The sequence below is a fragment of the Pseudomonas sp. Ga0074129 genome, assembly GCA_001465025.1.
Taxonomy (GTDB): Bacteria; Pseudomonadota; Gammaproteobacteria; order Pseudomonadales; family Pseudomonadaceae; genus Aquipseudomonas.
Genome location: LNDO01000113.1, coordinates 41,414 through 54,786, shown reverse-complemented (window position 1 = coordinate 54,786; position 13,373 = coordinate 41,414). Strand labels below are relative to the sequence as shown.

Annotated in this window: 14 protein-coding genes; 6 read left to right on the top strand and 8 right to left on the bottom strand. The window is 59.0% G+C overall.

Features of this window, described 5'->3' with window-relative positions; genetic code table 11:
• The 4 genes from groEL to AUK77_RS17915 form a co-directional block, all read right to left on the bottom strand.
• Nucleotides 1-779 (bottom strand): chaperonin GroEL (gene groEL / locus AUK77_RS17930; RefSeq protein WP_296132518.1); only part of this gene is annotated, 779 nt, incomplete at its 3' end.
• Between the two features lie 59 nt (nt 780-838).
• On the bottom strand, nt 839-1,132 hold the full coding sequence (locus tag AUK77_RS17925) for a co-chaperone GroES (RefSeq protein WP_296132517.1): 294 nt from the start codon (nt 1,130-1,132) through the stop codon (nt 839-841).
• Nucleotides 1,133-1,469: 337 nt separating this feature from the next.
• A complete protein-coding gene (locus AUK77_RS17920) occupies nt 1,470-1,919 on the bottom strand; it encodes an FxsA family protein (RefSeq protein ID WP_296132514.1) in 450 nt (149 codons plus the stop codon).
• Between the two features lie 63 nt (nt 1,920-1,982).
• Entirely contained in the window at nt 1,983-2,714 is a 732-nt protein-coding gene (locus AUK77_RS17915) for a HugZ family protein (RefSeq protein ID WP_296132511.1), read from the bottom strand.
• Between the two features lie 185 nt (nt 2,715-2,899).
• Between AUK77_RS17915 and AUK77_RS17910 the strand changes: the two genes are divergently transcribed.
• Nucleotides 2,900-3,658 (top strand): SDR family oxidoreductase, encoded by a 759-nt coding sequence (locus AUK77_RS17910; protein ID WP_296132509.1) that lies wholly within the window; start codon nt 2,900-2,902, stop codon nt 3,656-3,658.
• A gap of 74 nt (nt 3,659-3,732) precedes the next feature.
• Here AUK77_RS17910 and AUK77_RS17905 read toward each other — a convergent pair whose 3' ends face one another.
• Together AUK77_RS17905 and AUK77_RS17900 are read right to left on the bottom strand one after the other, a co-directional pair.
• The gene (locus AUK77_RS17905; protein WP_296132506.1) at nt 3,733-4,737 is read right to left on the bottom strand and encodes a DUF481 domain-containing protein; all 1,005 of its coding nucleotides are present in this window, start codon (nt 4,735-4,737) and stop codon (nt 3,733-3,735) included.
• Between the two features lie 115 nt (nt 4,738-4,852).
• The gene (locus tag AUK77_RS17900) at nt 4,853-5,851 is read right to left on the bottom strand and encodes a DUF481 domain-containing protein (RefSeq protein WP_296132504.1); all 999 of its coding nucleotides are present in this window, start codon (nt 5,849-5,851) and stop codon (nt 4,853-4,855) included.
• Nucleotide 5,852: 1 nt separating this feature from the next.
• Between AUK77_RS17900 and AUK77_RS17895 the strand changes: the two genes are divergently transcribed.
• Together AUK77_RS17895 and AUK77_RS17890 are read left to right on the top strand one after the other, a co-directional pair.
• Entirely contained in the window at nt 5,853-6,242 is a 390-nt protein-coding gene (locus AUK77_RS17895; RefSeq protein ID WP_296132526.1) for an MGMT family protein, read from the top strand.
• A 43-nt stretch (nt 6,243-6,285) separates the two neighbouring features.
• The gene (locus AUK77_RS17890) at nt 6,286-7,830 is read left to right on the top strand and encodes an AmpG family muropeptide MFS transporter (RefSeq protein WP_296132502.1); all 1,545 of its coding nucleotides are present in this window, start codon (nt 6,286-6,288) and stop codon (nt 7,828-7,830) included.
• A gap of 38 nt (nt 7,831-7,868) precedes the next feature.
• Here the strand turns inward: AUK77_RS17890 and AUK77_RS17885 are convergent, their stop codons facing one another.
• Both AUK77_RS17885 and AUK77_RS17880 read right to left on the bottom strand, forming a co-directional pair.
• Nucleotides 7,869-8,696, bottom strand: coding sequence for a mechanosensitive ion channel domain-containing protein (locus AUK77_RS17885; RefSeq protein WP_296132499.1), 828 nt, complete (start codon nt 8,694-8,696; stop codon nt 7,869-7,871).
• Between the two features lie 90 nt (nt 8,697-8,786).
• A complete protein-coding gene (locus tag AUK77_RS17880; RefSeq protein ID WP_296132496.1) occupies nt 8,787-9,266 on the bottom strand; it encodes a YajQ family cyclic di-GMP-binding protein in 480 nt (159 codons plus the stop codon).
• Nucleotides 9,267-9,418: 152 nt separating this feature from the next.
• Between AUK77_RS17880 and AUK77_RS17875 the strand changes: the two genes are divergently transcribed.
• The 3 genes from AUK77_RS17875 to AUK77_RS17865 are packed head-to-tail and all read left to right on the top strand — an operon-like array spanning nt 9,419 to nt 13,373.
• Nucleotides 9,419-10,384 (top strand): response regulator, encoded by a 966-nt coding sequence (locus AUK77_RS17875; protein WP_296132494.1) that lies wholly within the window; start codon nt 9,419-9,421, stop codon nt 10,382-10,384.
• A gap of 16 nt (nt 10,385-10,400) precedes the next feature.
• Nucleotides 10,401-11,309 carry a putative 2-dehydropantoate 2-reductase gene (locus AUK77_RS17870; RefSeq protein ID WP_296132491.1) on the top strand — a complete coding sequence of 303 codons (909 nt, stop codon included), beginning with the start codon at nt 10,401-10,403 and terminating at the stop codon, nt 11,307-11,309.
• Nucleotides 11,310-11,354: 45 nt separating this feature from the next.
• Entirely contained in the window at nt 11,355-13,373 is a 2,019-nt protein-coding gene (locus AUK77_RS17865; RefSeq protein WP_296132488.1) for an ATP-binding protein, read from the top strand.

The window sequence follows — 13,373 nt, the reverse complement described above, 5'->3', positions numbered from 1 at the left end:
GCCAGGGCTTCGCCTTCAACGTCTTCAGCCACGATCAGCAGCGGACGGCCGGACTTGGCCACAGCTTCCAGAACTGGCAGCAGCTCACGGATATTGGAAACTTTCTTGTCAACCAGCAGGATCAGCGGGCCGTCAAGCTCAGCCACCATGGTGTCCGGCTTGTTGATGAAGTACGGGGACAGGTAACCACGGTCGAACTGCATGCCTTCAACAACCGACAGTTCGTTTTCCAGGCCTGAGCCTTCTTCAACGGTGATCACGCCTTCTTTACCGACTTTTTCCATGGCTTCAGCAATGATTTCGCCGATGGAAGTGTCGGAGTTGGCGGAGATCGAACCTACCTGAGCGATGGCTTTGGTGTCAGCGCAAGGCTTGGACAGCTTCTTCAGCTCAGCAACGATGGCGATGGTTGCCTTGTCGATGCCGCGCTTCAGATCCATCGGGTTCATGCCGGCAGCGACGGCTTTCAGGCCTTCGTTGACGATGGCTTGAGCCAGAACGGTGGCGGTGGTGGTACCGTCGCCAGCGTCATCGTTGGCACGGGAAGCAACGTCTTTAACCAGTTGCGCGCCCATGTTTTCGAAGCGATCTTTCAGCTCGATTTCTTTGGCAACGGAAACGCCGTCTTTAGTGATGGTCGGAGCGCCGTAGCTCTTCTCGATGATCACGTTACGGCCTTTCGGGCCGAGGGTGGCTTTTACTGCGTCAGCCAGAACGTTAACGCCGACGAGCATTTTCTTGCGGGCGGAATCGCCGAATTTAACTTCTTTTGCAGCCATGATGGTTATTCCTTAATTCGTTCAAATAGAGCGGAATTCGTAGCGACGGGGCGCTGAAATCAACCTTCAACGACAGCGAGAATCTCGCTCTCGCTCATTACCAGCAGGTCTTCACCATCAACTTTGACGGTGTTGCTGCCGGAGTAAGGGCCAAATACCACTTTGTCACCGACTTTAACGGCCAGCGCACGCACTTCACCGTTGTCCAGCACGCGGCCGGTACCGACAGCAAGGATCTCACCGCTGTTGGCTTTCTCAGCAGCGGAACCTGGCAGCACGATGCCGCCTGCGGTTTTCTTTTCTTCTTCGCTGCGACGGATTACGACGCGGTCATGCAGAGGACGAAGCTTCATTGTCGATCTCTCCTAGTAGGTGATTTATCAGCCAGCGCAGTCGCTGGCGGGTTAGCAAAATCCGGCGGAGCCGGTCGCGCAGCGCCAGGCGCTGCGCGGAAGTCTGATCTGTCTGAATGACAGAAAACCTTGCGGTGACCGTTAGATGAGGGCGCTCAAGGCGAATTCAAGGGCAGCAGGCTATTTTTTTAGCCTATGTTGTCGCGAGCCACTGGCGAAACCAACCAACCCCTCAGAGGCAGGCCTAGCTACCGCGTAACGCGTTCTATTTGGCGGGGGCGCGGCCTTCCCCCATCAATCCGGTGACCTGCGGCAAAGCCAAACGCCATCACCTCGTTCAATCACGACGCTCGTATTCGCCCTCAAGCACCTGCGGACGAACAACCCCGGAACGGGCGGCTTGGTCGTCGAAGAACGCACGCTGGCGCATGGCCTGCTCGGCTGCGCGCAAACGCACTTTATTGACCAGCAGACGACGGGTGAAGGGGATCAGGCAGAGCACACCGAAGATATCGCTGATAAATCCTGGCAGCAGCAGCAACCCGCCACCCACCGCGATCAGCAGCCCCTCAAGCATTTCCTGCTCAGGCAACTCGCCACGCGCCAGTTTCTCGCGCGCACGCCAGGCGGTTGCCACGCCAGCTACACGCAGCAGCACGGCACCGAGAATGGCGGTGCCTACCACCAGTAATAGCGTTGGCAGCACACCAATGGCACTGCCGACCTGAATCAACAGGGCCAGTTCGATAATGGGGAACAACAAAAACAAGAACAGAAAAATGCGCATTAAAAGGTCCTTAACGGAAGATTTGCTTCGTATAAAAAGGAAGTATGGGGCGCCAGGCTGAATTCAAGCTGAAGCCTGACCATCGGTCGGCCAAACGACTGCGCGCGCCAGTGATACCAAGGCTTGGCGCACATCCAGCGGACTGTTACAGGATGTTGGGAAGTTCAGCCAATAGAGGCTTTGGCCAATACGCAGATGAAAGCCTTCAGCGTCGATGCCAACCAATTGCGCCGGCGCGTGCGTGGGTAAACCGGCCAACTCCACATAATGAGCAAGGGCCGAGGCATGGTCGCTGTTCATGTGTTCGACCATGCTCAGTTCCGCCTCGCCGGCAAATGGATTGCCCAGCGCGACCTGATCCAGCCAGTGAATCGCGCCAAAACCACCTATAAAGCGCCAGCGCACCGGCTCCAGCCGCCAAAAATCGAAATCATGCACCTGATGAAAATCCCGCGACTCGGGAAAGTAGCGGTAGTAGCGTGCGGCGGCAGCCTCGATTTGCGGTGTTTCCTGCAACGCATGCGCATGCGCCAGCAGCGTTAACCGCCCGACTGCTTGCACATCCTCAGCGCCACGCTCACCCACCAGCAGTGAGCATTTACCCTCCTGTTTGAGGTTGTGCGTGTGCTGAGCGATGCGGCTGATCAAAATCAGCGGATAGCCGTCAGCGTCCAGGCAATAGGGCACCACTGATCCGAAAGGGAAGCCCGGCATGGCCTTGGAATGGGTGCTGAGCACGCCACGGTATTCCTTGAGCAGCAATTCTCGGGCATTCTTGCCGGCTTTCACGCTCAACTTATGACTCCTTGCATAGAATCCGTCACAAACGGACGGGCGTCAGCGATAAGTAGCTTACCGCGCCGGCAAGGTTACACCGAAGAACCCGCGATTAAACGCGTCCGTTGCTGCAAACCCCTACTTCGGGTGGCAGTAACGAGCCGAGGTGATCGCCGGGTTCGTACCACTTGAGGGGACATGCAATGCAACTTAAAGACAAAGTCATCATCATCACTGGCGGCTGCCAAGGCCTGGGCCTGGCGATGGCTCAGTACCTGGCGGAAAAAGGCGCAAAACTGGCGCTGGTTGACCTGAACCCGGAAAAACTCGATGAAGCCGTCGCCAGCTGCAAGGCGTTGGGCGTTGAAGCCCGTGCTTACCTGTGCAACGTGGCCAATGAAGAGCAAGTGATCCAGACCGTTGCCCAGGTGGCTGAAGACTTCGGTGCCATCAACGGCTTGGTCAACAATGCCGGCATTCTGCGTGATGGCCTGACCATCAAGGTCAAGGACGGCGAAATCACCAAGCTGAGCCTGGCCCAGTGGCAATCGGTGATCGACGTGAACCTCACAGGCGTGTTCCTGTGCACCCGTGAAGTGGCGGCGAAGATGATCGAGCTGAAGAACGAAGGCGCGATCATCAACATTTCCTCCATCTCCCGTGCCGGCAACATCGGTCAGGCCAACTACTCGGCGGCCAAGGCGGGTGTGGCGGCTGACACCGTGGTGTGGGCCAAAGAGCTGGCGCGTTACGGCATTCGCGTGGCGGGCGTTGCCCCTGGCTTTATCGAAACCGAAATGGTCGCCAGCATGAAGCCTGAAGCGCTGGAGCGCATGACCTCGGTCATCCCACTGCGCCGCATGGGCAAACCCGCCGAAATCGCTCACTCGGTGGCGTACATTCTGGAAAACGACTACTACACCGGTCGTGTTCTGGAACTGGACGGCGGTCTGCGTCTCTGATCCGCTAGATCGACACGCTGGAAACAAAAAGCCCCGCAAATGCGGGGCTTTTTCATTTGAAGCGTGGTTAAGCGTTACCAGCCGACACCAAAGCCCAAGCTATAACGGGTTTCGTCCAGTTCACCTTCCGAGCCGCTGACCAGGTCCTTTTCCGCTTTCATGTTCAGCGACGCCCAGTCAGTCAGCTTGTAACGCAAGCCAAGTGCGGCATCCAGGGTGTAATCAGCAACGTTATTCAGTGGTTTGCCCACTTCACCATCACTGAACAGCTCGACACTCTTGCCGACCAGGTAGCGGTTGTAGTCCCACTTCAGGCTCGCGGCGGAGAAGTTGTCGCTCTCGCCATTGCTGTATTGGTAGTCGGTACGGTTAAGCAGCCCGGCAACGGAGAAGGCGCCCAGTTCGTTGTCCCAGAACTGATAACCCGGGCCGGTACCCACGGTGCGCTGGCGCTCAAGCTCTTCGACCATGTCGCGCTTGTACTCGAAGCGGCCTTGCCAGAACCAATGCTCGGTCAGGAAGCGGTCGAGGGCATATTCAGCGCTCCAGTTGTCGGTGGTGACTACGTCGTCCTGGAACTCGCGGTTGTAGTCAGCTTCTGCGTTATGCCGCCACAAGCCGTGACGGGCCTGGGTCTTAAGGCTGACGTCATAGTCGTCGGTGTCGCGCTCAGCACGCTTGTAATCGAGCGAGGCATCAACATTGCCTTTCCACACTAAATCCTCAACCAGCGGCTTGGGTTTGAGTATTTGCTCAATGCTGGCCAACTCAACCGTTTTCAGCTCGTCACCATTGGCCAGGATCACGCTGCCATGCTCAGCTGGCTGCAGAGCTTTGGCGCGTTCGCCTGTAACGGCGTCTTGCTTAATCAGCAGCTCTTGATCGCTTTGCAGGGTGGCGATTTTGCTCCAATCCAGAGCAATGGCACCGCCGTAGTCGGTCTGCAGCAGCAGTTTGCCACCGTCGTAGAATTTGATTTTGCCGGTCAGGCGATCACCGTTTTTCAACCACACGGTATCGGCCAGCGTAGAGGTTGCAGCCACACAGAGGGCCAGGCACATCAGGGTTCTTGGAAACATGGAGGGAGTGTGTCTGTCTGAGAGTAAAGAAAGGGCGCGCATTATCCGTTCACACGCCAACAGAGCAAGCACAGACCGACAGAAGCCCTGCGAGTTCAGAAACACACAGCCCCGACTACCAGCCCACACCGACCCCCAGCAGATAGCGCCGCTCACTCACGCTCTGCCCCAGACCACGCACCATATCCAGCTCATACAACAGCGACAGGCGCGCCCAATCATTGAGGCGATAGCGCAAGCCCACTTCCCCATCCATCACGTAATCGATTACTGCAATCTGCGGTATTTGCCACTCTGCCGTGCTGTAGAGCTCCAATCGCGTCCCCCACAGCAAGCGCTTGTAGTCCCACTCCAGCGAGTAGGTGTTAAAACTCAGGTCACCCACGCTGCTGTTCAACTCCGTGCGGTTGAACTGGCTAATCACATCGAAGCGTCCCAACTCGTTGTCCCAAAAGCGATAGCCTGGCCCGGTCCCCAGATTTCGCTGACGATTGAAAAAGGCGAATTCGTCTTCATCCTGCCCGGCGCTGGCACGCCAGAACCATTGGTCACTGATGAAACGGTCGAGGTCGTACTCCAGCTGCCAGTTATCCGCCGTTTTCACGTCGTTTTTAACTTTGCGCTCCAACTCGGTGCTGAGCCCATGCCGCCAGCGGCCATGTTCCATGCGCGTATTGCCTTTAAGCTTCCACTCGTCGGTTTCACTGCTGTCGCGTTTCATGTCCAGCTTGGCGTCCAGATTGCCCTCCCAAACGCGGTCCTGCACCAGAACGCGCGGCGGTATCAACCGGGTGATCGAGGCCAGCGGCACTGTCTGCGTGGTCGCATTAACCACTCGCACCATGCCCTTGCCCGCCGCCTCCAACTGGTTGCTGTGTTCACTGTCAAAACCATCACGGCGCACCAGCAGCGGTTTATCGGAACGCAGGGTGTCGATATCCTTCCACGCAATCAGCACCTGGCCGGCGTACTTGGTTTTCAACGCCAGCTTGCCACCGTCGAGCAGGATGATCTCGCCACTGAGCCGATCACCGTTGTTGAGCCATACCGTATCGGCCCAAACCGGCGCACACAGCACGACAAAGACTGATAACAGCAGGGAACGTAGCCACATGATGCAAGCGCCAAATAACAAGTCTGAACAGGGTGCGCAGCATGACGCGACAGACCTTCAGGCAGCAAGTCAGGCTGAACGCCGTGCGGCGCTCTTCACGGTCTTGGCGCACATCCCGATTGGTCGCGTGGTCAGCTATGGCGAATTGGCGCAATACGCTGGCCTGGGCCGAGCTGCCCGCTGGGTTGGCCGCACGCTTAGCCAATTGCCCGAGGGCAGCATCCTGCCCTGGCACAGGGTTATTGCGGCGGGTGGACGTATCAGCCTGCCCGCTGACAGCCCAAGTGGCCGCGAGCAACGTCTCAGGCTGCGTGACGAAGGCGTCCTTCTCCACAACGATCGGGTGGATATGACCCGCTATGGCTGGCGCCCCATGGAGCACAGCGGGTAGAGTGCGCCCTTTATTAAGTCAAACTCAGGCTGATACCCCTTCAATGCCCCGTAAAAGCTGGCGCGATGCCATTGCCGCTTATTCCAGCCCCTCAACATTGGTGCTGCTGCTCCTTGGGTTCGCCGCCGGTTTGCCCTACATGCTGGTGTTTTCCACCCTGTCGGTGTGGCTGCGTGAAGCCGGTGTAGCCCGCGAGACCATTGGCTTTGCCAGCTTGATCGGCCTGGCCTACGCCTTTAAATGGGTGTGGTCGCCGCTGCTCGACCAGTGGCGCCTGCCGGTACTGGGCAAGCTGGGCCGGCGCCGCTCCTGGCTGGTGCTGTCACAGATTCTGATCGCCATCGGCCTGGCTGGCATGGCCCTGTGTGACCCGCAAACCCATCTGACCTGGCTGATTTCCCTCGCCGTGCTGGTGGCATTTGCCTCTGCTACTCAAGACATCGCCGTCGATGCCTACCGCCTGGAGATTGTCGACGACACCCGCCAGGCCGCCCTGGCTGCCAGCTACATGGCGGGTTACCGGGTCGCCGCGCTACTGGCAACGGCCGGCGCACTGTATTTCGCCGAAGGCTTTGGCTCCACCGTGCTGCTCTACCAGCACGCCGCTTGGGCCGGTACCTACCTGCTGTTTGCCCTGCTGATGCTGCCGGGCCTGCTCACCAGCCTGTGGATGCGTGAACCAGATGTACCGCTGCGCACGCAACTGGCCGCCGCGCGCTATGGCTTCAGCCACCAAATTGTTTCGGTGCTGGTACTGATTGTGCTGTTAGTGTCTGTACCGGCGATGTTTACCCAGTTCTATTACACCGACTTTGCCAGCGTGGTGAATGGCCAAGCGAGCATGCTCGACCTGCTACTGGAAGACCGCGCCTTCCTGCGCGCCCTGCTCTACACCATCCTTACCGCCCTGTGCTTGTCGTCCATGGGCCGACGCGGATTGGCCCCGGTGCTGACCCCGGTGAACGACTTTATCGTCCGCTATCGGTGGCAGGCCCTGCTGCTGCTCGGACTGATTGCTACCTATCGCATGTCGGACACCGTCATGGGCGTGATGGCCAACGTGTTCTACATCGACCAAGGCTTTACCAAAGACCAGATCGCCAGTGTCAGCAAACTCTTTGGCCTGGTGATGACCCTAATTGGTGCGGGTTTTGGCGGCTTGCTGATTGTGCGCTTTGGCATTCTGCCGATTCTGTTTATTGGCGGCTTCGCCTCAGCGGCCACCAACATTCTGTTCCTGATGCTGGCCGGCATGGGGGCTGATTTACAGATGTTGATTGTCACCATCTCTGCCGACAACTTCAGCGCCGGCCTGGCCACCGCGGCCTTTGTCGCGTACTTGTCGAGCCTGACCAACCTGAAGTTCTCCGCCACCCAATACGCCCTGCTGAGCTCAATCATGCTGCTGCTACCGCGCCTGATCGGCGGCTACTCCGGGGTTATGGTGGAAAACCTCGGCTACGCCAAGTTCTTCCTGGCGACAGCCCTGCTAGGCATCCCAACCTTGATTCTGATTGTCTTGCAATGGCGGCGTGAGCGCGGCCAAGACAACGTGAGCGCGCCTCAGACCTCCCCCGAGCAGGGATAAAAAAGCCCCGCACTGGCGGGGCTGGTTTTATGCGTCGATCAAGACTGCTGCACTAAATGCACGACACGCTGCGGGAAGGGAATGCCAATACCGGCCTCGCTCAGGCCTTCTTTGGCGGCTTCGGTGAAGTCGAAGGTCACCGGCCAGAAGTCCGGAGTAGCCACCCATACACGCAGTGACAGGCTGATAGCGCTTTCGCCGAGCCCGGTGACAAACACCACGGGCGCAGGGTCGCGCAGCACGCGTGGGTCATCCGCCACCTTCAGCAGCACCTCACGGGCCTTTTTGATGTCGCTGGCGTAATCGATACCCAGGTTGATATCAACGCGACGCACCGGCTCGCGGGAAAAGTTGGTGATATGACCATTGGACAGACTGCCGTTGGGCACAATCACCACTTTGTTGTCCGCGGTTTTCAGGGTGGTGTGGAAGATCTGAATACTGTCGACGCTGCCCGCAACACCCTGTGCTTCGATCCAGTCGCCCGCACGAAATGGACGGAACAACATAATCAGCACGCCGCCAGCGAAGTTGGCCAGACTGCCCTGCAACGCCAGACCAATCGCCAGGCCCGCCGCGCCGATCATGGCGATAAACGAGGTGGTTTCAACGCCCACCATTGAGGCCACGCTGATCAGCAGCAGCACCTTGAGCACAATGCTCACCAAGCTGCCGATAAAACTGCCCAGCGCACGGTCGACCTGACGCATCGACAACAAGCGGCTGATGCTCGCGGTCAACCGCCCCACCAACCACCAACCGATCAAAAATGTGATCAGCGCCAAGGTAAGCTTGCCGCTGTATTCCAGCACCACTGGCAACCAGGCTTCAGAGACTTTAACCAGTTGCTCGACATTCAATTCCATAAACCACTCCTTTTCATGGTCGTTAAATGCAACCGCCATGGCTAGGCATGGCGGGTACATTCATCACGGCTGCTTGTTAGCACCAATGATTCAATCGCGGAAGTTATTGAACTGCAACGGCATGCCAAACTCTTTGGCCCGCAGAGCCGCAATCGCTTCCTGCAAGTCATCGCGCTTCTTGCCGGTGATGCGTACCTGCTCGCCCTGAATGGCGGCCTGCACTTTTAGCTTGCTGTCTTTAACGTGGGCCACGATCTTTTTGGCCAAGTCTTTCTCAATGCCCTCGCGCAGAATCACTTCCTGCTTGACGCTTTTACCTGACGGGTAAGCGTCTTTAAACTCAAGGCATTGCACGTCGATCTTGCGTTTAACCAGCGCCAGCTTGAGAATCTCGACCATCTGCTCCAACTGAAAGTCCGCATCGGCCGTCAGGTTGACGGTCAGGTCTTTGAGTTCAAAGGTGCCCTTACCGCGCAGGTCATAGCGCCGCTCAAGCTCTTTAACGGCGTTATCGATGGCGTTGGTCACTTCATGTTTGTCCAACTCGGACACCACGTCGAACGAAGGCATGGGTTTGCTCCAGATAGACGGCGCGCCTTGCATCACGAATGGGACGCGCCTGGCTTGACGATAAAAAAACCCGGCCATTATATAGCGGTAGCCACACACACTGCCCGGCCAAGTACCGGATCCATGCGATTTCCCCTTAGCGAGCCTGCCCCATGCCCAACCCCCACCTGAGCATTTTGGTCGTCGACGACGCCAAATTCTCCAGCGCCATGATCGGGCGCACCCTCAGCTTGGCGGGTTATCAAGACCTGCGGTTCGCCAGCAGCGCCGCCGAAGCCATCAAACTGCTCGATGAACGCCCTGCCAGCGTGCTGCTGGCCGATTGGCTGATGCCAGAAATGAACGGCCTTGAGCTGACCGTGCAGGTTCGCCAGTTTGACGAAATGTCTCACCACTACACCTACGTGATTCTGCTGACCGGCAAAGAGGGTGATAGCGTGCTGAGCGAAGCCTTCGACAGCGGCGTCGATGACTTCATCAGCAAAGCGGCCATGAACGAGCAACTGGTGCCCCGAGTGTTCGCCGCCGACCGGCTGTGCAACACCCTGCAGCGCCTGCTGCTGGAAAACCGCATGCTCACCGAAAACGTCGTCAGCCTGGAAAAGCGCAACCTGATCGACCCGCTCACCGGCCTGGGCAACAGCCGCTATCTGCATCAGAAGATGCTCGACAGCCTGCGTCAGGTGGAGTCGCGTGGCGGGGCGCTGTGCTATTTGCTGATTGGCCTGCAAGACATGCCGGCGTTGCCTCAGCACAGTGGCGAGACGTTCTACAACGACTTGCTGAAGAACGTCGCGCTGCGCTTGCAACAATTGGTCAGGCCTTTGGATGTGCTGGTGCGCCTGGATGACAACCACTTCGCCCTCATCACCTTGCTCAGCGACCTGCACGAATGCGCGCCCAGCAGCTTCAAACGTCTGCATGAGGGGCTCAACCTCAAGGCCTTCAAAACCAGCGAAGGCTTTATCAGCCTGAAGGCCTCAATCAGCCTGGTGGGCCTGGATGCCCGCGGCCTGCCGTGCACACCCGAGCAGATCATCGAGCATGCCGAAAGACTGCTGCCGGAATCCCACAGCAGTGGCCGCGTCACGGCCCTGCGCCTGCCGCTGGCCAACTGACGAGCGACTCTCCCGCATGTGGCATATCCTCGGTGCTGGTAGCCTGGGCACCCTTTGGGCAACGCGGCTGGCACGCGTCGGTTTGCCGGTGCAGCTGATCCTGCGCGATGCAGAACGGCTGAACAGTTATGAGCAAGCGGGCGGCCTGACGTTGGTAGAAGGTGATCGGGTGCAACGCTACCCCGTTGCCGCACAAACAGCGGATCACCCACAGCCGATTCAGCGCCTGCTGGTGGCCTGTAAGGCCTATGACGCCGCTCAAGCCGTCGCGCAGCTCGCTCACCGCTTACAACCCGGTGCAGAACTGTTACTGCTGCAAAACGGCCTGGGCAGCCAGGATGAGGTGGCCCGCGCCGTACCGCAGGCGCGCTGTATCTGTGTTTCCAGCACTGAGGGCGCGTTTCGCCAGGCAGATTTTCAGGTGGTGTGGGCCGGTCACGGTCACAACTGGCTCGGCGACCCATTGCGTCCAGAACCACCGGCGTGGCTGGCTGACCTTCAGCGCGCCGGCATTGCCCACGACTGGAGCCCGGACATTCTCGGCCGGCTGTGGCGAAAACTGGCCCTGAACTGCGCTATTAACCCGCTCACCGTCCTCTACGACTGCCGCAACGGCGCGCTGCTCGACCACGCCGAGCAGTTGGCCCAGTTGTGCCATGAGCTGAGCCTGTTGCTAAACGGCTGCAACCAGGCAAGCGCCGCCGACGGGCTGTATGCCGATGTGCGGCGGGTGGTCGAGGCCACGGCGGCCAACTATTCGTCCATGCATCAGGATGTAGCTCAGGCGCGCCGCACGGAAATCACTTACCTGCTGGGCTATGCCTGCCGCGCCGCACAACAACAGCGCCTGCATTTGCCGCATTTGCAGGCCCTGCATGCACAGCTAGTCGCCCACCTCGTTGCCCGTGGATTGCCCAGCCACTGAACCGCGCGTTAACCTGCCCATACCTTCGCTACCACGACAGCCGCCATGCCTTTGCGTCAGCGTCTTGAAAACCTCCCAGTCGGCCGCAAAGTGCTGGTGGCCTTGCTGGCCCTGCTGGCCACCGTGTTGCTGGTAGCCAATCTGGCGTTTATCAGCGCGGCATATTGGATCTCGCAGGAAAGCGTCGCCCCGCAGGCCCTGCACACCCTCAGCCGCCTGATCGCCAGCCCGGCCCTGAGTACCGATGCGCTCAGCTCACCGCAAGCGGCAAAAGCCTTGCTCAAGCGACTCGACGATTACGCCCCGCTGCGCGCCGCCATGATCTACGACGCCAACGGCCAGAGCCTGGCGCAGCTGCAGCGCGGGGCCAAACTGGGCCTGCCAATGCGTGTCGAAGAGGTGGAGTCTTGGCGTCATCAAGAGTTTCGCATCAACCAGCTAGTCGAACTGCCGCAGCCGGAAGGCCCACCTGGCCACTTGTTGCTGGTCGCATCCAGCGAACTGCCCGGTGTTTTTTACACGGGCACCCTAACCGCCAGTGGGGTGATTCTGGCCTTGAGTGTGCTGTTCGGGCTGATCGTCTCACGCCAGGTGCGCCGCCTGATTATCCGCCCGATCCGCCGCTTGGAGGAGCTGTCGCGCCAGGTCACCCGCGAAGAAAACTATGCCCTGCGCGCCCGCCGCGGCAACGCCGATGAAATCGGTAACCTGGCCGACGCCTTCAACACCATGCTGATCCGCATTGAAGCGCGCGAACAGCAGCTCAAACGCGCCCGCGACGATGCCCAGCAGGCGTTTGACCAAGCCCAACACCTGGCCGAGGAAACCCGTCACTCCAACCGCAAACTGGAGCTGGAAGTGCAGGTGCGCAGCAAGATTGAAAAGAAACTCACCGGCTTTCAGAAATACCTCAACAGCATCATCGACTCCATGCCCTCCGCCCTGATTGCTCTCGACGAGCAACTCTATGTCACGCAGTGGAATCAGGAGGCCAGCAGCCTCTCCGGCACCCGCCTAGATGAAGCCCTGAATCAGCCGATTTTTCTCGCCTTCGAGCCGCTCAAACCGTTTTTGCCACAACTCAAACGCACCGTAGAACAGCACAAAGTGGAGAAAATCGAACGCGTCACCTGGGGCCAGCCCGAGCATCAGCGCCACTTCGCCCTGACCTTTTACCCCCTCACGGGCAGCAGTGGACGCGGGGTGGTGATCCGCATTGACGACATCACCCAGCGCCTCAACCTTGAAGACATGATGGTGCAATCCGAGAAAATGCTCTCGGTGGGCGGCTTGGCAGCCGGTATGGCGCACGAGATCAACAACCCGCTGGGGGCCATCCTGCATAACGTGCAGAACATCCGCCGACGCCTGTCACCTGAGCTGGAAAAAAACCGCGAAGAGGCCGAAAAGGCGGGTATTTGCCTGACCGCCATCGACCGCTACCTAAACGCACGAGAGATTCCGCGCCTGCTCGATGGCATTCAGCAAGCAGGTAACCGCGCCGCAAAAATCGTCACGCACATGCTCAGTTTCAGCCGCCGCAGTGATCGCCAGCTTGCGCCCTGCCACTTGCCGGCGCTGGTCGATCAGGCCGTCGAGATCGCCAGCAACGACTTCGACCTGACTGACAGCTTCGACTTCAAAAGCCTGCGCATTCAACGTGAGTTCGAGGCCGACTTGCCCGCTGTTCCCGCCACCGCCAACGAACTGGAACAGGTGCTGCTCAACCTGCTGAAAAATGCCGCACAGGCGATTCACCAGCGCGGCGACAATGACCAACCCGGACAGATCACCTTGCGCGTGCGCCTGGTCGCCCCTTGGGTAGAAATCCAGGTGGAAGACAACGGCATTGGCATGCCAGAGCGAGTGCGCAAGCGCATCTTTGAGCCGTTTTTCACCACCAAGGAAGTCGGTCAAGGCACCGGCCTTGGTCTGTCCGTGTCGTACTTCATCATCACCAACAACCACAAAGGGCAAATGGAGGCACACTCCACGCCCGGCCAGGGCACCTGCTTCACCGTGCGCCTGCCACTGTCTTCCCCCCACAGCGAAACAGGTCTCTGA

Coding starts and splice junctions, on each gene's coding strand:
- AUK77_RS17925 (WP_296132517.1), bottom strand. CDS start 1,132: ATGAAGCTTCGTCCTCTGCATGACCGCGTCGTAATCCGTCGCAGCGAA.
- AUK77_RS17905 (WP_296132506.1), bottom strand. CDS start 4,737: ATGTTTCCAAGAACCCTGATGTGCCTGGCCCTCTGTGTGGCTGCAACC.
- AUK77_RS17865 (WP_296132488.1), top strand. CDS start 11,355: ATGCCTTTGCGTCAGCGTCTTGAAAACCTCCCAGTCGGCCGCAAAGTG.
- AUK77_RS17880 (WP_296132496.1), bottom strand. CDS start 9,266: ATGCCTTCGTTCGACGTGGTGTCCGAGTTGGACAAACATGAAGTGACC.
- AUK77_RS17870 (WP_296132491.1), top strand. CDS start 10,401: ATGTGGCATATCCTCGGTGCTGGTAGCCTGGGCACCCTTTGGGCAACG.
- AUK77_RS17910 (WP_296132509.1), top strand. CDS start 2,900: ATGCAACTTAAAGACAAAGTCATCATCATCACTGGCGGCTGCCAAGGC.
- AUK77_RS17885 (WP_296132499.1), bottom strand. CDS start 8,696: ATGGAATTGAATGTCGAGCAACTGGTTAAAGTCTCTGAAGCCTGGTTG.
- AUK77_RS17895 (WP_296132526.1), top strand. CDS start 5,853: ATGCAAGCGCCAAATAACAAGTCTGAACAGGGTGCGCAGCATGACGCG.
- AUK77_RS17920 (WP_296132514.1), bottom strand. CDS start 1,919: ATGCGCATTTTTCTGTTCTTGTTTTTGTTGTTCCCCATTATCGAACTG.
- AUK77_RS17875 (WP_296132494.1), top strand. CDS start 9,419: ATGCCCAACCCCCACCTGAGCATTTTGGTCGTCGACGACGCCAAATTC.
- AUK77_RS17890 (WP_296132502.1), top strand. CDS start 6,286: ATGCCCCGTAAAAGCTGGCGCGATGCCATTGCCGCTTATTCCAGCCCC.
- AUK77_RS17900 (WP_296132504.1), bottom strand. CDS start 5,851: ATGTGGCTACGTTCCCTGCTGTTATCAGTCTTTGTCGTGCTGTGTGCG.